Raw genomic sequence first — 18,380 nt, forward strand, 5'->3', positions numbered from 1 at the left:
CTTTTTCACATTCAAAAAAATAAGAGTATCTTTGTAGCTGTTTCATTTTATAACTAATGGAAAACAACAACAATCAGGAAATTGTAAAAAACGTATTTACCAAATACTTAGAAGAAAAAGCACATCGTAAGACCCCTGAACGGTATGCTATTCTTCAGGAAATATACAATTCAAACGAACATTTTGATATTGAATCCCTGTATATCAAAATGAAAAACAAAAACTATCGCGTTAGTAGAGCAACACTATACAACACCATAGAATTACTTTTAGATTGCGGTTTAGTTCGTCGACATCAGTTTGGCCAAAACCAAGCGCATTATGAAAAATCCTATTTCGACAAACAACATGACCACATTATTTTAACCGATACAGGTGAAGTTATTGAATTTTGCGATCCACGCATCCAGCAGATCAAAAAAACAATGGAAGATATGTTCGGAATCGAAATTCAGAACCACTCGCTTTACTTCTACGGAAGAAAAAAAGAAAATAACACAACAAACTAATACTAACTTATAATTTCTAACTGCTAAAAAATGACTGTAGATTTACTACTGGGATTACAATGGGGCGACGAGGGTAAAGGAAAAATCGTTGACGTTCTTACTTCAAAATACGATATTATTGCCCGTTTTCAAGGAGGACCGAATGCCGGACACACCTTAGAATTTGATGGTATCAAACACGTTTTAAGAACAATTCCTTCCGGGATCTTTCACAAAAATGCCATTAATATTATCGGAAACGGCGTGGTTATGGACCCTGTTGTTTTCCAAAAAGAAATTGAAGGTTTAGCTAAATTTGATATGGATGTAACCTCTAAGTTATTCATATCTCGCAAAGCACATCTTATTCTACCCACTCACCGCTTACTCGATGCAGCTTCTGAAGCTTCTAAAGGAAAAGCAAAGATCGGTTCCACATTAAAAGGAATCGGTCCAACTTACATGGATAAAACCGGAAGAAACGGTTTACGTGTAGGAGACATTGAATTAAACGATTTTAAACAACGTTATAGAGCCTTAGCAGACAAACACGAAGCCATGATCGCTTTTTATGATGTTGACCTGCAATACGACTTAAAAGAAATGGAAGAAGAATTTTTTGAAGCTATTGCAGCCTTAAAAAAACTAACTTTTATTGATAGTGAAGACTATTTAAACAAAGCTTTAAAAGAAGGAAAATCTATTTTAGCTGAAGGAGCTCAGGGCTCTTTATTAGATGTTGATTTCGGAACATATCCTTTCGTTACTTCATCAAATACTACTGCTGCCGGAGCTTGTACCGGTTTAGGTATTGCGCCTAACCGCGTTAAAGAAGTTTTCGGAATTTTCAAAGCATACACAACCCGTGTGGGTTCTGGCCCATTTCCTACTGAACTTTTTGACGAAACCGGCTCAACTATGGCAAAAGTAGGAAACGAATTCGGTTCAGTGACCGGTCGTGCCCGTCGTTGCGGATGGTTAGACCTCGTAGCTTTAAAATATGCTGCTCAGATTAACGGAGTAACTCAGTTATATATGATGAAAGGAGATGTCCTTTCCGGATTTGATACTTTAAAAGTTTGCACTGCTTATAAGTATAAAGGTCAAACAATTGATCATTTGCCTTACAACATAGAACCTGAAAATGTTCAACCGGTTTACACAGAATTAAAAGGTTGGAATGCAGATTTAACAGGAATGTCTTCCTATGAAGAACTTCCACAGGAACTAAAAGAATATATTGCTTTTATTGAAAAAGAAGTAGAAGTTCCTATAAAAGTTATATCAGTTGGTCCGGATAGAACACAAACTATAGTGAAATAATACACAAAGCGTCCCACAAAAAAGTAGGACGCTTTTTTTATAAAAAATTCTTAATACTCAAAGGCTTTTAGAGTTTTTACTTATTTTTGAACCAAAATATCAAAGTTTGAAAAAATTAGCCTTATATATTATTTCCCTGTTCAGCTGCTTCGCACTATTAAATGCTCAGGAAACCAAAAAAATAATTGTAGAAAATTCGGATTTTGTTGATCGGAATCAAGATGAGATTCCCGGAGCTACCGTTTTTACCGGAAATGTGAAAGTCCTGCATAATGGCGTAAAGATCAATTGCAACAAAGCCTATTACTTTGATCAGGAAAATTACATCAAAGCATTCGGAAATGTTCGTATAAATCAGGGAGACAGCATTACCCTGAACAGTCGCTATGCTGAATATGACGGACAAAAAGAATTGGCTTTTGCGACCGGAGATGTATATTTGCGCTCTCCTGAATCTACTCTGACAACAGATACAATCTATTTTGACAAAAAAAATCAAGTTGCTTTTTACAACAGTTACGGTACAATTGTAAACAAAGAAAATACCTTAAAGAGTAAATCCGGAAAATACTTTGTTCAGTCTAAAAAATACCAATTCAACACCAAAGTTGTTGTTACCAACCCAAAAGCAAAAATAGAGACCAATCACTTGGATTTCTACGAAGAATCCGGACATGCTTATGTTTTCGGACCATCAACTATTACAAACGAAGGAAATGTCATTTATACTGAAAACGGCTTTTATGACACCAAGAACAATACAGGAAAACTATTAAAGAACTCCACAATAACGTATGATAATAAAATTATTGAAGGAGATGATCTTTACTACGACCAATCCCGAAACTTTTCTAGAGCCGTCAATAATGTCAAAATCACGGATACGATAAACAACATGGTTGCCAAAGGGCATTATGCGGAAATGTGGCGCGATCCTGTAACCCGAAAAGATTCCATCATATTAACGAAACGAGCTGTTGTTATTACAAAAGTAGAAGACGACTCGCTGTATATGCACGGCAAAAAAATTCTGGTAACCGGTCCTCCCGAAGACCGAACGATCAGAGCTTTTAACAACGTGCGCTTTTACAAGACCGATATGAGCGGAAAATGCGATTCTATCCATTCCAATAATAAAACAGCTCTGACACAATTAATCGGAAACCCTGTTCTATGGAATAATGAAAATCAAATGACCGGTGATGTTATGCATCTTATCGGTAACAACCAAACAGAGCAACTGGATTCACTGAAAGTTTTGAATAATGCTTTTCTGGTCCAAAAAGATACCTTAAGCCAAAACGGCTACAATCAGATGAAAGGACAAAACCTATTCGGAAAATTCAGGGACAACAAACTAAGTGAAGTTGATCTCGTTAAAAACACAGAATCCATTTATTACATCTATAACGATGATAATGAACTTATTGGTATAGACAAGAAAAAGTGCAGTAAGATTAACATGCAGATCAGCAACAACCAGATAGAAACGGTAACTGCATTTGACAAAATAGAAAGCAATCTTTACCCTGAAAGTGAATTCCCTGAAAATGCCAGAAGGTTAAGAGGATTTATATGGAGAGGAGACGAACGCATTACATCTAAAGAAGGGATCTTTCCGGAAGAAGAGAACCTTATTCACGAACAAATCCTAATCGAAAGCAGGAAAAAAGCATTAGAAGAAGATGTTCCTATGGAAGTTTTACCGGAAACTTTAGAATACGACAAAAATAATCCGGATAACAAAGACAAGAAGACTGTAGAAAAACAGCCCTGATCTAACTTTTATTCACTCAATTTACCATGCTTAACGATTTTTTCAAATATCAGGCACAAACCTCTGAACATCCTTTAGCAATAGAGATATCACATGCTAAAGGAAGCTATATTTACGATACTAACGGTAACGCTTATCTCGACTTCGTAGCAGGAGTTTCAGCAAATACATTAGGACATCAACCTAAAAGAGTCAACGATGCCATTAAAGCGCAATTAGACAAATATTCTCATGTAATGGTATACGGAGAGTTTGCCCAACATCCTGCAACAGAATTCTGTAAACTACTCGCTACTCACCTACCTGAACCGTTGAATAAAACCTATTTGGTCAATTCCGGAACCGAAGCTATTGAAGGTGCTTTAAAATTAGCCCGGAGAGTCACCGGAAGAAGTCAATGGATCTCTTGTTATAATGCTTACCACGGAAATACAATGGGAAGTATGAGTGTTATGGGGTACGAAGAACGCAAACAAATTTTTCGTCCTCTAATTCCCGATGTTGACTTTATTACCTTCAACAACGAAGACGATCTAGAAAAAATAACCACTAAAACTGCCGGCGTTCTGTTAGAAACCATTCAAGGCGGTGCCGGTTTCATCCAACCGGAAAACGGTTTTTTGAAAAAAGTACGCCAGCGATGTGACGAAGTAGGTGCCCTATTGATATTAGACGAAATTCAACCGGGTTTTGGCCGTACCGGAAAATTATTCGGTTTTATGAATTACGATATAGTTCCTGACGTTTTGGTTATGGGTAAAGGAATGGCCAGCGGTATGCCGGTTGGTGCTTTTACAGCCTCTGATGCTATGATGAATCTATTAAGCCATGATCCTAAATTAGGACACATCACGACTTTTGGCGGACATCCTGTAATAGCTGCCGCTTCACTGGCCACTTTACAGGAAATAACGGAAAGCCATTTAATGGAAGAAGCTTTAGAAAAAGAACAATTGTTCCGGGAACTTTTAGTTCATCCGCTTATTACAGAAGTCCGTGGTAAGGGTTTAATGCTTGCAGCCATGACAGAAAGTCCTGAAATCACTAATCGTGTCATCTTAGAATCCCTTAAAAGAGGCGTTATCATGTTCTGGTTACTCTTCGAAGGTAAGGCAATTCGCATAACCCCTCCGCTTACTATATCAAAAGAAGAAATCAAAGAAGGTTGTGGCATCATTATTGACATACTAAATGAAATAGCAAACGAAAATTAAGAGCGATCTGAATTGTTAATTAAATTGTTTAAAACAATTTGCTATTCAAAAAATCGACCCAAATATATTCCTTACTTTTAGTAAGGACAAAACCATAAATTGCAAAGCGTATGAGATTGAGTCACGATGAAGATGAAAACAACCTTTCACTATCCAAGTTTGAGTCCATGTTGAAAACGAATAAAGTTTTCTTTTTCGATTCGGAAGAATTCGAAGACATAGTACTCCATTACATGGATACCGGAAGGCTAAATTTAGCCAAAAAAGCTTTAAAACTTGGTTTAGAGCAACACCCTAAGTCAACAGGTTTAAAGCTGGTACAGGTTGAAATGCTGGTTTACGAAGACAAATTAGACCTTGCAGAAAAACTCTTGGGTGAATTGTATGCCATTGAACCTACAAATGAAGAGATCTACATTCAGCAGGCTAATATATTTTCGAAGAGAGATGAACATGCTAAAGCAATCGATTCCCTGAAAGTCGCCTTAAAGTACACTGAGGATTATGCTGATGTATATTCAATGATCGGTATGGAATATCTTTTCATGGATGATCTGGAAAAAGCCAAAGAATTCTTTATCAAATGTCTGGAAGAAGACGAACAGGATTATTCCTCCTTATACAATGTTGTCTATTGTTTTGACTTTTTAGACCAAAATGAAGACGCCATCCGTTACTTAGAAAAATTCATTGACAGAAGTCCATATAGCGAGGTAGCCTGGCATCAGTTAGGCCGCCAGTACTATGCTTTAAAAAATTACGAAAAGGCTGTATGGGCATTTGATTATGCTACTTTGATCGATGAATCTTTTTTAGGTGCTTATTTAGAAAAAGCAAAGGCACTTGAAAAACTAAAACGTTATCAGGAAGCCATTGACTGCTATACGATTACAACAGAAATTGACGATGCTACCTCTTTCGCGCTGTTGCGCATGGGAAAATGCTATGAAAAGCTAGGAAACAAAGAACAAGCATTAAAATTCTATCATAAAACTGTTCATGAAGACCCCTTACTTGACAAAGGTTGGATCGCTATTACCGATTTTTACCTTCATGAAAAAAACTTCCAGAAAGCTCTATATTATGTTAATAAAGCTTTAGGAATTGACGGGGACAATAGTTTTTACTGGAAACGCTATGCTGCAATAAATGATGCCCTTCAGTTTTATGAAGAAGCCGAATTAGGCTATAAAAAAGCATTTGAAAACGGCGATATTAATCTGGACACTTTTGTTTTATGGGCCAATTCATTACAACAATTGGGCGAATACGATTCCGCTATTGAAGTATTGTTGCAATCCATAGAAGTTTTTCCGGATGAATATGAGATTGAATACCGTTTAGCAGGATTATATTATTTAGTAGGTGATGGCAAAAGCGGAAAATTTCACCTGACAAATGCCTTGCGCTTAAATTTCAACAATCATACAATTCTATCGGAAATTTTTCCAAGCGTATGGACAAAGAAAGCTGTGCAAAACCTTATTGAAAAATTTAGAAACTAATTGATAATTACAAAGTCATTTTACAACACTACCTTTTAGCGGAGTAAAATGGCTTTTTTATGAACTATGAGAAAACTTTTCCCCGACTACCTTTTCATTACGCTAAAAGGAATTGCTATGGGAGCAGCCGATGTTGTACCGGGAGTTTCCGGAGGAACCATTGCTTTCATTTCCGGAATTTATCAGGAATTGATCGATAGTATCAATAAAATTAACCTGAGTACTTTAAAAACCTTAAAAACAAACGGGTTAAAAGCAACATGGGGAGCTATAAACGGTAATTTTCTAGTTGCTTTGCTTCTTGGTATCGGGATCAGTATCTTTACTTTCTCTAAAGTCATAACACATTTACTGGAAACACACCCTATTTTAGTGTGGTCTTTCTTCTTCGGATTAGTACTGGCCAGTATTGCTTTTATATGGAAAGAAATTACACACTGGAAAGCACGAAGCATTATTGCGTTGCTTTTAGGAACGGTACTTTCCTATTACATCACCATTGCAGAACCGACTCATTCTCCTGACAGTTATCCATACCTCTTTTTGTCGGGTTTTTTAGCTATCATTGCTATGATTTTACCAGGTGTATCAGGAGCTTTTATCCTACTTTTAATGGGGTCTTACGCAACGGTTATTGGCACGATCAACCAACTAAGAGAAGGCATTACACAAATGAACTCTGAACTTTTAGGACAAGCTATACTTAAGCTTGTTGTTTTTGCCTTAGGTGCTATCTTAGGCTTAAAATTGTTCTCCCGCATACTTACCTGGATGTTTGCCCATCATAAGAATACCACTTTGGCTTTATTGATCGGTTTTATGATCGGTTCACTGAATAAAATATGGCCTTGGAAAGAAGTTTTGGAAACAAGGATCAACAGCCATGGCGAAACGGTTCCCTTTATAGAAAAAAGCATTTTACCGCAATATTTTAACGGCGACCCTAAAATTATTTGGGCAATCGTTATGGCATTGGCAGGATTTTTAGTAATTTTTGGACTTGAAAAATTAGCCCTTCAATTAGGAAAAAAAGAATAAAATGGGAAAAAAGAAAAAATTCAAAAAACAGGTAAAATTTGGTTTAATAGGCAGAAATATTTCCTACTCCTTTTCCAGAAAATACTTTGCTGAAAAATTCGCTTTGCTTCATTTTGACAATTGCGAATATGTGAATTTTGATCTGCCTAAAATTGAAGATTTCCCCCAATTACTAAAAGACACAAAGGGATTGCGCGGACTCAACGTGACAATTCCTTATAAAGAAGAGATCATCCCTTATCTTGATGCTCTTTCTAAAAATGCCCGAAAGATCGGCGCAGTCAATACAATAACTATTTCAAAGAATAAAAAAATAAAAGGCTACAATACAGATTATTACGGTTTTAAAAAAGCATTACTCCCCCTATTAGAAGAGCACCATACTAAAGCACTGATCTTAGGAACCGGCGGAGCCAGCAAAGCTATTGCTTTTGCGTTGCGCAAATTAAAGATCGAATTTGATTATGTAAGTCGCACACCATCTGAATACGAGCTTTCGTATGACGAACTTACAGCCGATGTTTTTAAAGAATATACAATCGTTATCAATACTACCCCACTCGGCACACACCCTAAGGTAGATGAATGTCCACCACTTGACTATTCTTTGTTCACCGCCAAACACATTGCTTTTGACTTAGTGTACAATCCGGAAGAAACCACTTTTATGAAAAAAGCGAAAGAACAAGGTGCTAAAATCCAAAACGGTTACGAAATGTTAGTTTTTCAGGCTGAAAAAGCTTGGCGCATCTGGAATAAATAGTATATCACATTTAAACCTGATAGAAAAACAGACCGCAAACAACAAACCCGGAACTATCATTCAACAGGACAATTCATTAGCTTAAAAAAACGATACATTTATCGGATTTTCTTTGAATTCTCATTCCGCTTTACTATCTTGGTGCAGAATTAGTAACCTTAAGCATTTATAAAATGTTAGAAGATAAGCATGATAACCTGCAAGAAGCAGATGGACAACCACAATTAGAGTCGCAAGAAAATGTTGTTGTAAAGAACCAATCTGCTCAGGATGAAATTGACAATTCCAACGCAGAAGAAAATGAAGACGACTCAATTAAGGATCGCCATAGCATCCCGATGTTAGATTACGATTCCATGTCCATGGACGAACTTACCGATGAACTTCAGAAATTGGTAAAAAATCATCCGGTAATGTCTTTTAAAGATCATGCTGAAGAAATTCGCAAAGCTTTCATGAACCATTATCAGCATCTGATGGATGAAAAAAGAGATGAGTTCAATGCTTCTAATACGGATGAAAATGTCGAATTCGAATACCACTTACCAATAAAGAACCGTTTTGACGAAGTATACGACGATTACAAGAACAAACGCAATCAGCATTACAATCAGCTTCAGAAAAACTTGAAGAGCAATCTATCAAGACGAAATGAGTTGATCGAAGAACTAAAAGCTTTGGTAGACAATACAGATGAAACGCTTTCTATTGCAGATATGTTCAAACGCTTGAACGACATTCGAGAGCAATGGAAAACGGCAGGAGCTATTCCGAGAGACAAATACAATATTGTCTGGAATAACTACCATTTTCACATTGAACGTTTTTATGACCTGATCCATTTGGACAAAGAAGCCCGTGATCTGGACTTTAAACACAATTTAGAACAAAAACAAGAGATTATAGATAAAGCTAAAGAGCTGCTTCAGGAAGAAGATGTTTTAAAAGCTTTCAGAGAATTACAACTGTTACACCGTGTCTGGAAAGAAGAGATCGGACCTGTAGATCGCGAACACCGCGAAGCCATCTGGAACGAGTTCAGCGAGGTAACTAAAGAGATGCACGACAAACGAGAAGCGTATTTGTCGACTATCAAAGAACGTGAAGTAGAGAACTTAGCAAAGAAAAAAGGAATCATTGATCAGATCATTGCTCTAAGCGAAGAAGAGATCAACAGTCACAATGCATGGCAGGCTCAGATCAAGAAAATGGAAGAAATGAGAGAACGTTTCTTTAAAGCCGGAAGAGTTCCTGCAGAAGTTACAGAGCAAACCTGGGACGAGTTCAAAACTGCCGTTCGCAATTTCAACGCTAAGAAAAATGCTTTTTACAAAGAAATTAAAAACGAACAACAGGATAACCTGAATAAAAAGCTGGCTTTAGTAGAACAAGCCAAGTCCTTAAAAGATAGTGAGGATTTCAACACAGTTACTCCGATCATGAAAAAAATTCAGGATGACTGGAAAAAGATCGGTCATGTACCACGAAAATATTCCGACAAGATCTGGACTGAGTTCAAAAATGCCTGCAACCATTATTTTGACCGTTTACACAAAGTAAAAAACGCCGAAAACAAAGAAGAAGTAGAAGCTTTTGAAAATAAGAAAGCTTATTTAGAAGATTTAAAATCTTTTGTTTTAAGCGGCGATCACAAAACAGATCTGGATGCAATCAAAGGACATATAGAAGCTTGGAAATCTATTGGAAGAGTACCTTTTAACCGTCGCCATATTGAAGGAAAGTTCAACAAAATATTAGATGCTTTATTTGAAAAGCTAAGCTTGTCTAAAAAAGATACTGAATTAATGAAGTTTGATGCCAAACTGGAACAATGGGTGGAAAATGAAGACAATCATGCTATTGAAAAAGAGCAGTTCTTCATCAGAAAGAAAATTGATGAAGTGCAAAACGAAATTTTCCAATTGGAAAATAACATACAGTTCATCACTAACGCTAAAAAAGACAATCCGTTCTTAAAAGAAGTACAAAAGAACATTGAACGCCACAAGGATGATCTGAAACTTTGGAAAGAAAAGTTAACAAAACTCAGAGAGATCTAATACAGAAAACCCAAGCTTAAAGCTTGGGTTTTATTTTTATGAAAATGTTGGTTGATCTAGTTGTTCACCAATTTCATAGCACCTTCGTTGTAGCGATTCCCTACATTAGGGTATTTCGCCAGAATAGCATCTATTGTTCTTAAATCTTCTCCTGTAAGTACCACATCAACAGCCTTACTGTTTTCTTCTAATCGTGTTATTTTACGCGTTCCCGGAATAGGAATGATGTTTTCTCCCTGATGCAATACCCAAGCCAGTGCTAATTGTGCTGATGTAATGCCTTTTTCGATTGCAAACGCTTTAAAAGCATCCGTAAGGTTCATATTATTTTCTAAATTCTCTCCCTGATAGCGCGGCAATGTTTTTCTGAAATCTCCGGCATCTAAAGCCGATACATTGAAATCATTTGTAACCAAACCCCTCGCCAAAGGTGAATACGGAACTAAAGCCATATTAAATTCATTTACCGTATTTAATATCTCTCCTTCCACGTCCCGTGTCAACAAAGAATATTCACTCTGTAAAGCCGCAATAGGGTGAATCGCATTCGCTTTGCGGATGGATTCCGGTGAAGCCTCACTCAATCCCAGATAACGTACTTTTCCCGCTTGTACCAAGTCAGCCATGGCACCAACCGTTTCCTCTATCGGCACCTGTGGATCTACCCGATGTGCATAATACAAGTCAATTACATCTACACCCAAACGTTGCAAACTGGCATCAACAGCCTGCTTTACATATTCGGGAGAACCGTCAAAATAGGTGTCTACAGCATTGCTGTCACCAACCTTTCCGTTGCGAAAACGAAAACCGAACTTTGTTGCTAAAAATACTTTATCCCGATTGTCTTTGAGTATTTTAGACAACAGAACTTCATTGGCTCCGTTACCATACATATCCGCAGTATCCAGAAAGTTAACTCCTAAGTCTAATGCTCGTTGCAGTGTTTTTAAATTCTCACTTTCGTCAAACGGACCATAAGCAAAGCTCATCCCCATACAACCTAAGCCTAAAGCGGAAACTTTTTCGTTGCTGTTTCCTAAAATTCTATACTTCATCATAATTATTTTTTTGATACAACAAAGTTATCCCGAAAGGGTTCTTTTAGCTTATAGATTTCAAAGCATCACTTATAAATTTCAAATATTTGTACTTCCTCTGGCCTGCAACGGATTTTTTCCTGTTTTACGTTTAAAGAAGTTCGTAAAATAAGCCGGTGTGTCAAATCCGAGGCTGTAAGCAATCTCCGAAATACTCCAATCGCTGTGTTGCAATAATGCCCATGCTTCCTGAACAATGCGTTGTGCAATATGCTGCGTTGTGGTTTGTTCGGTATGTTGTTTCACCACTCTGTTCAAATGGTTGACATGAACCGAAAGTTGTTCTGCATATTGATTAGCAGTCGTCATAGCCAACGGATCGTCGGGTGAATCTACCGGAAACTGCCGCTCCAGCAATTCCAGAAACAAAGCTACGATCCGTTCAGAGGCATTGTGATGCTTTTGGAACGTATCGGCCGGTTGCATTTTCATAGCTTCGTGTATAATTAAATGCAAACAATTGCGAACGACATCGTATTTAAAAGGGTAATCGGACTGTATCTCTGCATACATCTTTTCGAAGATCCTTGAGATCTCCTTTAATTGTGCTTCGTTCAGAAAATAAACCGGATTCCCTCCTACCCGATATAAAGGCGATTCTTTCAGGCTGCCGGCACGCTCATTGTTCAGTAAAAAAGATTCGGAGAACAAAGCAAACCAACCTTTCTGATCCTGAGAGGTAATTTCCCATGAATATGGTATTTGCGGATTACTGAAAAGCAAAGCCGGTCGGTCAATAAGTAAGTATTGATTAGCATATTGCAGTTTTCCGGTTCCGATAACCAGAGATACTTTGTAAAAATCACGGCGCATATACGGCGCTTTAATGCTGCATTGCTCTCGGGAAAACACATTGATATGCCCCGCTCCGGTATTGTCTAACGGTAAATTTAAAGCATTGGCTCTGGGAACACGTTGGTAAAACTGCTCTATATTTTCGGTTGTTTTCATCTTGTAAAATTATAAAATTCAAACGAAACTTATTTTTTACTTGGATAATTTTAACAGAATAAAACACTTCTCTCAAATACTAAATCTCTTAAAAGAATCTTTAGACTAAATATAGATCTGTTTTCAGTTGTTTTCCTTTTTCTATAAAAAACCTACCTTTGACCTTTATCCAAGTCTTTGTATATGTTTGATTACCGTTTAAAAGTATTTTATACCGTTGCTACCCGGCTGAGTTTTACCAAAGCTGCACAGGAATTGCATATCAGTCAGCCTGCAGTAACCAAACATATCAAAGAGATCGAACAACAGTTCAACACCAAACTGTTTGACCGCAAAGGCACGAGCATTCAACTTACACAAAGTGGTAAAATCTTATACGACTATGCCGTAAAAATCAGAAGTATTTACCGTGACTTGGAATTTGAAATCCATCAGGTGAACCAAAAACAAAAAGGTAAACTCAGAATCGGTGCCAGTACCACTGTTGCACACTATATCTTACCGGAAATCCTGGCTACTTTTCATGCGTACTACAAAGACATTCAGATTGAATTGCTTACGCATAATACCGAAACCATTTCTTCCTTACTGGAAAACCACACTATCGATCTGGGCATCATAGAAGGTGCTTCACAATCCTCTCTTCTGGAATACCACCCTTTTAAAAAAGATGAAATTGTATTGGTCGCTCAGGCGCAACATCCTTTAGCCAATACGACTCTAAAAGTAAACGACCTGTATGCTATGGAACTCGTTTTTCGTGAACCGGGTTCGGGTACCCAGGAGTTTATCGAAAATCATTTACAGGACAAAGGTATTGCTCTTAACAAACTACAGGTCATTATGCACTTAGGAAGTAGCGAAAGCATCAAAAATTACCTGTTACATTCTCAGGCAATGGCATTTTTATCCATCAGCAGTATTTTTCAAGAATTGCAAAATCATACACTCGCTATAATTGATATTAAGAACTTTAATATTAACCGTACGTTCCAACTCATTTTACCCAAAGGCGAACGTTCGGAACTTATTACGCTCTTTATGCGATTTCTTACTTATAACTTTTAGTTATCCATTAGAACAAAATACGATTGGTTTTGTACTATAAAAATAAAGACTTTTGAACTCTGAAATTCAAAAAGTCAACTGATGAAAAGCATTGCACAACCGCATCTCTACCCGAAACTGTTATTTATAATCTTAGGACTATTGTGTCTGACTCCGCTCATTTCTTCGCCCTTAGCATTGGCGTTGGGTTTTATTACTGCAATTGCCATAGGCAATCCGTTTGAAAAACAATTACACGGCGTCATACACTTACTATTACAAATCTCAATTGTCGGGTTAGGCTTTGGCTTACAGATAGACGAAGCGTTAGCCGCCGGAAAAACCGGTTTTAGTATAACTGCTGTGAGTATTTCTGTTCTTTTAATTCTGGGGTACGTTTTCGGTAAAATTTTTAAGCTGGAAAATTCCTTGTCCTATCTGATCTCCGTTGGAACTGCCATTTGCGGCGGAAGCGCTATTGCTGCCGTTTCCCCTATTATCAAATCAGATACCCGACAAATCTCATTGTCCTTAGCTATTATCTTTACGCTTAATTCTATTGCCTTGTTTATTTATCCGGTGATCGGACACTTTTTAGGACTAACACAGGAACAATTCGGTTTGTGGTGTGCCATTGGTATACACGATACCAGTTCGGTTGTAGGAGCCGCTTCTAAGTACGGGAACGAAGCGTTAAAAATTGCCACTACCGTTAAACTAGCACGGGCTTTATGGATCATTCCGGTTTCTTTATTTTCTATGTTCTGGTTTAAGAACCAAACGTCAAAAATCAAAATTCCCTGGTTCATCGGTTTGTTTGTATTAGCCATTCTGCTGAACAGTTATTTTCCTGTTCTCAATCCTTTTACCCCTGTTGTCACTCAAATAGCTAAAGCCGGATTAACCTTGACCTTATTCCTTATCGGTTCTACTTTAACACCCCGCACCCTGAAAACCATCGGAAGTAAACCTTTAGTCTTTGCTGTTATTCTCTGGAGTATAATCAGTATCGGAAGTTTATATTTTATTACTCATTTTTAAAATGAGTACTCCCGCTCTACTTTAGCTATCCTTACTTTATACTGTTCGTACCACAAAACTTTTCCTCTTTCCTGAGCTAAAAGGTGTTCGCTGTTTTGTTTCCAGGCTCGTATAGCTTCGAGGTTTTCCCAATAGGAAACTGTGATCCCGATCTCATTACGAGCACTTTCCAACCCTAAAAAACCGGGTTGGCTCTCTGCCAGTTCGATCATTCGGGATGCTGTTTCTGCATATCCTTCATCGATAGCGGTTCTGACTGACGTAAAAATTACTGCATAATACGGAAGTTTTTTATTTTCTGTGTTCATCTGACTTATTGAAATTAAACAATTTAAACTTTAACAAAACCTTAAGCTAAGTTAATTATTTAAGCGCTGATTTCTTCGTAAATTTGGGTAACAAAATAGCTCAATAAATTCATCCACCTATTTTAGTTTTTACTAAAGTTTAATTAAAATTTACAGCTATGAATACTTTAGATTTCCCCAATCTAACGTTACAACAACAAAAATCCTTTCTTTTAAACAGCCAAAATACATCTTTAGCTGTATCGAAATCTCTTGCTTCAAAAGAAGGGCTTCACTGGATTCATTTCAGGCGAGGACATTTTATGCTATAAATATCTGTTATAACATTTTATTATAGACAGCCTTTTATTTTTTATTTGAACTATACTTTCAAATGAATTTCGATAATCTTAAATTAAAATCATATATGAAAACGAACATTGGAATTACCACCGAAAACCGTCAGGCAATTGCTGAAAAACTATTTGCCATTTTAGCAGATGAATTTGTGTTATTTTCTAAATTACTGAATGCGCACTGGAATGTTGAAGGTTCTGACTTTCATAGTGTTCATACTTATTTAGATGAACTGTACCACGAACAGTTGGAAACCGTTGACGAAGTAGCCGAATACATTCGTATTATAGGACATTATGTTCCGGCTAATTTATCTAAATATCAGGAATTAACGCATTTAAGTGAAGTCTATGAAGGTAAAAATGATAGTCAGAGCTATTTTGCTGAACTTTTGAACACGCACGAAAGCATTATCATCAATCTGAGAGAAAAAATTGCTCCTTTTGCCGAAGATTACAAAGCTGAAGGAATGAGTGATTTTATTACCGGTCTAATGAATAAACACCAAAAAACAGCCTGGATGCTGAGAGCACATCTCAAATAAAAAATAAATTAAGAGCACTTGAGTTTTACAAACTCCAAAACCTGTTTGAAGTATTTACACTAATATTTCGTTTTCGTTAATAAAAATTCAACGATTTTTTGATTTCATAAATAATAATTAATTAATTTTATTCCGTAAAACGTTCAAGTGCTCTTTTCTGTTTATAGAATACTTGAAATCAAAACAATACCATAAAACGCTCTACTCTTTTATTACAAAACAAGACAATCATTAACCCAAAATCAATAATCTAATGTATCATCATCTACATTTCAGGAGCTATTGTTCCTTTTATTCTATTATTCACAATCTGAACAATCACCCTCAAAAATTACTATTTAACTGACGTTTCATCATTTTTAAAACTATAAAATGAAAAAACAAATAATCATCGTAGGCGGTGGATTCGCCGGACTAAAGCTGGCACGAGAATTATCCGATTCTGATTACAAAGTAATGGTCATTGACCGAAATAATTTCCACCAATTCCAGCCTCTATTTTACCAAGTTGCAACTTCACGCCTAGCGGCCAGTAATATTTCCTTTCCTTTACGAAAAGTTTTTAACGGTTCCCGCAATGTAACATTACGTATAACAAACGTATTGAAAGTGGTACCTGAAACGAATACTATTATTACAGAGATCGGCGATTTTCAATATGACTATTTAGTATTTGCCACCGGAGCCGATACCAATTATTTTGGTAATGAAAACATACGAAAACATGCTTATCCTATGAAAAGTACTGTAGAAGCCATGTATATTCGTATGCGTATTCTCCAGAATTTTGAGGATATGTACAAAACCAAAGACGAAGATACCAAAGAGAGTTTGTCTAACTACGTAATAGTTGGTGGTGGTCCTACAGGGGTTGAATTAGCCGGTGCCCTAATGGAAATGAAAAAATATGTTTTACCAAAAGATTATCAGGATCTGGATATCAGCAGAATGAAAATTTATCTGGTTGAAGCCGGACCAAGATTACTAGGTGCTATGTCTGAGTTCTCGTCTAAAAAAGCTGAAAAATACTTAACGGAAATGGGCGTTAATGTTATGCTAAAGACTCAGGTAAAAGATTATGACGGAAAATGGGTAGAATTAGCTGACGGTACTAAAATACGTTCCCGCTTGTTGATCTGGGCAGCCGGTGTCGCCGGAAACTATCCTGAAGGTATTGACAAAGCAATTAAGGTAAGAGGTAATCGAATTAAAGTCGATGAATATCATCAGATTGAAGGTTATGAAAACATCTATGCTATAGGTGACATTTCTTATATGGAAACCAAAAAATTTCCTCATGGTCATCCTCAGTTAGCCAATGTTGCTATCCATCAGGCAGGTAATCTGGCACATAATTTTGAAAAACTACTACACGACAAAAAGTTAAAACCTTTTCAATACAAAGACAAAGGAAGTATGGCAACCGTAGGACGTAGTAAAGCAGTTGTGGATTTACCGAAAATAAAATTCGGAGGCTTTATTGCATGGCTAACCTGGATGTTACTTCACTTATTGTTCATCATGGGAATGCGTAACCGAATTCATGTTTTTGTGAACTGGACGGCGGCCTATTTTAATAAAAATTCGTCACTCCGCCTGATCTTTAAACCTTATATCAGAGATGATAAATAAATTATAAAGAACTAAAAAAACCGAAGTATATCTTCGGTTTTTTCATATAGTTTAGGGTGTGTTATTTTTTCTTAAAAACAGTAAGTAGTTTACCGAAAGTCTTCACTACAAAAACTACTAAAACTCCGGCTATTAAACCAGAAACTATTTCTTTGATTATAGAAGGTACTTGCGGAAACAAATGGTGTAAATAATCTATATTGTGTACCAAGATTCCTCCGGAAACCAAAATAAGAGCTACTGTCCCGATAACTCCCAGTAACCGGATCACAACCGGTAAGGCTTTTATTAAAAATTGTCCTAGACTTGACAAAAAACCTTTTCTATTGTTGGAACGTTTCAACAGTTTAAAACCGGCATCATCCATTCTTACGATCAATGCTACTATTCCGTATACTCCCACAGTTGCTAAAAAAGAAACAATAGTAACCGTTATAATCTGTGTTCCTATGCTTTTGTCTAAAACTGTTCCTAAGGCTATTATAACGATCTCAATTGACAAAATAAAATCGGTTGTAATGGCTGATTTTACTTTTACTTTTTCCGCCTCTAATCCATTATCGATATTTTCATCCGATTGGGCTTCGACCACTGTTTCTGAGCTATGAAAAAGATATTCAATGATCTTTTCTACTCCTTCAAAAGCCAGATATAACCCTCCGAAAACTAAAATGACTTTAATTGCTATCGGAAAAAAGTAATTCAATACTAAAGCGATCGGTATAATGATCATTTTATTCAGTAATGAACCTTTAGTGATCGCCCAAAGTACCGGCAATTCTCTTGACGAAACAAAACCTGTTGCCTTCTCTGCATTTACTGCTAAATCATCACCTAAAATACCTGCTGTTTTTTCGGTTGCAATTTTACTGCTCATTGCTACATCGTCCATCAAAGACGCAATATCATCTAAAATCGCAAAAATACCTGATGCCATAAAATAGTATTATTTTTTAATTGGGTTGTAAAATTAATCTTTATTCTTATGTAAATAGTAAAATGAAGTTTTAAAATTTTTATCATGAATCGGTTCTTTATCCTTTATCATTAGGATCAAAGTTCACTATCCATTCAATACCGTATTGATCTCTAAACATACCAAAACAAGCTCCTAAAGAGCTTTCCTCCATAGGCACTTCAATTTGTCCGCCAGCCGAAAGTCCTTTAAATAATCTGAGTGCTTCTTCTTTATTTTCAGTAGTTATTGAAATTTTACTTCTATTTTCATTTTCGTTTGTTCGCCCCATACTTTC

18 protein-coding genes are annotated in these 18,380 nt (G+C 36.6%); 13 read left to right on the forward strand and 5 right to left on the reverse strand.

Features of this window, described 5'->3' with window-relative positions; genetic code table 11:
- Nucleotides 1-56: 56 nt before the first annotated feature.
- The 8 genes from NHF50_RS01760 to NHF50_RS01795 all read left to right on the forward strand — a co-directional run bounded on the left by NHF50_RS01760 (nucleotide 57) and on the right by NHF50_RS01795 (nucleotide 10,168).
- Nucleotides 57-509 carry a Fur family transcriptional regulator gene (locus tag NHF50_RS01760; protein WP_109568063.1) on the forward strand — a complete coding sequence of 151 codons (453 nt, stop codon included), beginning with the start codon at nucleotides 57-59 and terminating at the stop codon, nucleotides 507-509.
- 30 nt (nucleotides 510-539) lie between these two features.
- Complete coding sequence (locus tag NHF50_RS01765; protein ID WP_109568064.1) at nucleotides 540-1,811, forward strand: adenylosuccinate synthase; 1,272 nt, start codon at nucleotides 540-542, stop codon at nucleotides 1,809-1,811.
- 106 nt (nucleotides 1,812-1,917) lie between these two features.
- Nucleotides 1,918-3,588, forward strand: coding sequence for an OstA-like protein (locus NHF50_RS01770; protein WP_252774854.1), 1,671 nt, complete (start codon nucleotides 1,918-1,920; stop codon nucleotides 3,586-3,588).
- 26 nt (nucleotides 3,589-3,614) lie between these two features.
- Nucleotides 3,615-4,802, forward strand: a complete 1,188-nt coding sequence (locus NHF50_RS01775) for an aspartate aminotransferase family protein (RefSeq protein ID WP_252774855.1) — start codon at nucleotides 3,615-3,617, stop codon at nucleotides 4,800-4,802.
- Between the two features lie 110 nt (nucleotides 4,803-4,912).
- On the forward strand, nucleotides 4,913-6,307 hold the full coding sequence (locus NHF50_RS01780) for a tetratricopeptide repeat protein (RefSeq protein ID WP_252774856.1): 1,395 nt from the start codon (nucleotides 4,913-4,915) through the stop codon (nucleotides 6,305-6,307).
- A gap of 66 nt (nucleotides 6,308-6,373) precedes the next feature.
- Nucleotides 6,374-7,345, forward strand: coding sequence for a DUF368 domain-containing protein (locus NHF50_RS01785; protein ID WP_252774857.1), 972 nt, complete (start codon nucleotides 6,374-6,376; stop codon nucleotides 7,343-7,345).
- 1 nt (nucleotide 7,346) lies between these two features.
- Nucleotides 7,347-8,108, forward strand: a complete 762-nt coding sequence (locus NHF50_RS01790) for a shikimate dehydrogenase (protein ID WP_252774858.1) — start codon at nucleotides 7,347-7,349, stop codon at nucleotides 8,106-8,108.
- 173 nt (nucleotides 8,109-8,281) lie between these two features.
- The gene (locus tag NHF50_RS01795) at nucleotides 8,282-10,168 is read left to right on the forward strand and encodes a DUF349 domain-containing protein (RefSeq protein WP_252774859.1); all 1,887 of its coding nucleotides are present in this window, start codon (nucleotides 8,282-8,284) and stop codon (nucleotides 10,166-10,168) included.
- 56 nt (nucleotides 10,169-10,224) lie between these two features.
- Here the strand turns inward: NHF50_RS01795 and NHF50_RS01800 are convergent, their stop codons facing one another.
- Nucleotides 10,225-11,226: an aldo/keto reductase gene (locus NHF50_RS01800; RefSeq protein WP_109568071.1), complete on the reverse strand. Its 1,002-nt coding sequence runs from the start codon at nucleotides 11,224-11,226 to the stop codon at nucleotides 10,225-10,227.
- An 81-nt stretch (nucleotides 11,227-11,307) separates the two neighbouring features.
- On the reverse strand, nucleotides 11,308-12,219 hold the full coding sequence (locus NHF50_RS01805) for an AraC family transcriptional regulator (protein WP_252774860.1): 912 nt from the start codon (nucleotides 12,217-12,219) through the stop codon (nucleotides 11,308-11,310).
- Between the two features lie 183 nt (nucleotides 12,220-12,402).
- Between NHF50_RS01805 and NHF50_RS01810 the strand changes: the two genes are divergently transcribed.
- Together NHF50_RS01810 and NHF50_RS01815 are read left to right on the forward strand one after the other, a co-directional pair.
- The gene (locus NHF50_RS01810; RefSeq protein ID WP_252774861.1) at nucleotides 12,403-13,287 is read left to right on the forward strand and encodes a LysR family transcriptional regulator; all 885 of its coding nucleotides are present in this window, start codon (nucleotides 12,403-12,405) and stop codon (nucleotides 13,285-13,287) included.
- 81 nt (nucleotides 13,288-13,368) lie between these two features.
- Nucleotides 13,369-14,307, forward strand: coding sequence for a YeiH family protein (locus tag NHF50_RS01815; RefSeq protein WP_252774862.1), 939 nt, complete (start codon nucleotides 13,369-13,371; stop codon nucleotides 14,305-14,307).
- Here NHF50_RS01815 and NHF50_RS01820 read toward each other — a convergent pair.
- Nucleotides 14,304-14,615 carry an antibiotic biosynthesis monooxygenase gene (locus NHF50_RS01820; protein WP_109568075.1) on the reverse strand — a complete coding sequence of 104 codons (312 nt, stop codon included), beginning with the start codon at nucleotides 14,613-14,615 and terminating at the stop codon, nucleotides 14,304-14,306. The genes NHF50_RS01815 and NHF50_RS01820 overlap by 4 nt on opposite strands.
- 158 nt (nucleotides 14,616-14,773) lie before the next feature.
- On the opposite strand from NHF50_RS01820, the gene NHF50_RS01825 reads away from it, so the two are divergent.
- From NHF50_RS01825 to NHF50_RS01835, 3 genes are all read left to right on the forward strand, one after another.
- On the forward strand, nucleotides 14,774-14,926 hold the full coding sequence (locus NHF50_RS01825) for a hypothetical protein (RefSeq protein WP_170108156.1): 153 nt from the start codon (nucleotides 14,774-14,776) through the stop codon (nucleotides 14,924-14,926).
- Between the two features lie 95 nt (nucleotides 14,927-15,021).
- Nucleotides 15,022-15,495: a Dps family protein gene (locus NHF50_RS01830; RefSeq protein ID WP_109570569.1), complete on the forward strand. Its 474-nt coding sequence runs from the start codon at nucleotides 15,022-15,024 to the stop codon at nucleotides 15,493-15,495.
- Nucleotides 15,496-15,867: 372 nt separating this feature from the next.
- Nucleotides 15,868-17,127, forward strand: a complete 1,260-nt coding sequence (locus NHF50_RS01835) for an NAD(P)/FAD-dependent oxidoreductase (protein ID WP_109568076.1) — start codon at nucleotides 15,868-15,870, stop codon at nucleotides 17,125-17,127.
- Between the two features lie 61 nt (nucleotides 17,128-17,188).
- Here the strand turns inward: NHF50_RS01835 and NHF50_RS01840 are convergent, their stop codons facing one another.
- Complete coding sequence (locus NHF50_RS01840) at nucleotides 17,189-18,064, reverse strand: DUF808 domain-containing protein (protein WP_252774863.1); 876 nt, start codon at nucleotides 18,062-18,064, stop codon at nucleotides 17,189-17,191.
- 97 nt (nucleotides 18,065-18,161) lie between these two features.
- Nucleotides 18,162-18,374 carry a hypothetical protein gene (locus tag NHF50_RS15785; RefSeq protein ID WP_308219291.1) on the reverse strand — a complete coding sequence of 71 codons (213 nt, stop codon included), beginning with the start codon at nucleotides 18,372-18,374 and terminating at the stop codon, nucleotides 18,162-18,164.
- Between the last annotated feature and the right edge of the window lie 6 nt (nucleotides 18,375-18,380).

Source organism: Flavobacterium sp. NRK F10 (assembly GCF_024054235.1).
Classification (GTDB): Bacteria; Bacteroidota; Bacteroidia; order Flavobacteriales; family Flavobacteriaceae; genus Flavobacterium; species Flavobacterium sediminis.

Excerpts from the sequence above, each read along its gene's own strand:
- NHF50_RS01810 (WP_252774861.1), top strand. The coding sequence starts at position 12,403 with ATGTTTGATTACCGTTTAAAAGTATTTTATACCGTTGCTACCCGGCTG.
- NHF50_RS01765 (WP_109568064.1), top strand. The coding sequence starts at position 540 with ATGACTGTAGATTTACTACTGGGATTACAATGGGGCGACGAGGGTAAA.
- NHF50_RS01815 (WP_252774862.1), top strand. The coding sequence starts at position 13,369 with ATGAAAAGCATTGCACAACCGCATCTCTACCCGAAACTGTTATTTATA.
- NHF50_RS01830 (WP_109570569.1), top strand. The coding sequence starts at position 15,022 with ATGAAAACGAACATTGGAATTACCACCGAAAACCGTCAGGCAATTGCT.
- NHF50_RS01785 (WP_252774857.1), top strand. The coding sequence starts at position 6,374 with ATGAGAAAACTTTTCCCCGACTACCTTTTCATTACGCTAAAAGGAATT.
- NHF50_RS01835 (WP_109568076.1), top strand. The coding sequence starts at position 15,868 with ATGAAAAAACAAATAATCATCGTAGGCGGTGGATTCGCCGGACTAAAG.
- NHF50_RS01820 (WP_109568075.1), bottom strand. The coding sequence starts at position 14,615 with ATGAACACAGAAAATAAAAAACTTCCGTATTATGCAGTAATTTTTACG.
- NHF50_RS01840 (WP_252774863.1), bottom strand. The coding sequence starts at position 18,064 with ATGGCATCAGGTATTTTTGCGATTTTAGATGATATTGCGTCTTTGATG.
- NHF50_RS01760 (WP_109568063.1), top strand. The coding sequence starts at position 57 with ATGGAAAACAACAACAATCAGGAAATTGTAAAAAACGTATTTACCAAA.
- NHF50_RS01825 (WP_170108156.1), top strand. The coding sequence starts at position 14,774 with ATGAATACTTTAGATTTCCCCAATCTAACGTTACAACAACAAAAATCC.
- NHF50_RS15785 (WP_308219291.1), bottom strand. The coding sequence starts at position 18,374 with ATGGGGCGAACAAACGAAAATGAAAATAGAAGTAAAATTTCAATAACT.
- NHF50_RS01780 (WP_252774856.1), top strand. The coding sequence starts at position 4,913 with ATGAGATTGAGTCACGATGAAGATGAAAACAACCTTTCACTATCCAAG.
- NHF50_RS01805 (WP_252774860.1), bottom strand. The coding sequence starts at position 12,219 with ATGAAAACAACCGAAAATATAGAGCAGTTTTACCAACGTGTTCCCAGA.
- NHF50_RS01790 (WP_252774858.1), top strand. The coding sequence starts at position 7,347 with ATGGGAAAAAAGAAAAAATTCAAAAAACAGGTAAAATTTGGTTTAATA.
- NHF50_RS01775 (WP_252774855.1), top strand. The coding sequence starts at position 3,615 with ATGCTTAACGATTTTTTCAAATATCAGGCACAAACCTCTGAACATCCT.
- NHF50_RS01795 (WP_252774859.1), top strand. The coding sequence starts at position 8,282 with ATGTTAGAAGATAAGCATGATAACCTGCAAGAAGCAGATGGACAACCA.
- NHF50_RS01800 (WP_109568071.1), bottom strand. The coding sequence starts at position 11,226 with ATGAAGTATAGAATTTTAGGAAACAGCAACGAAAAAGTTTCCGCTTTA.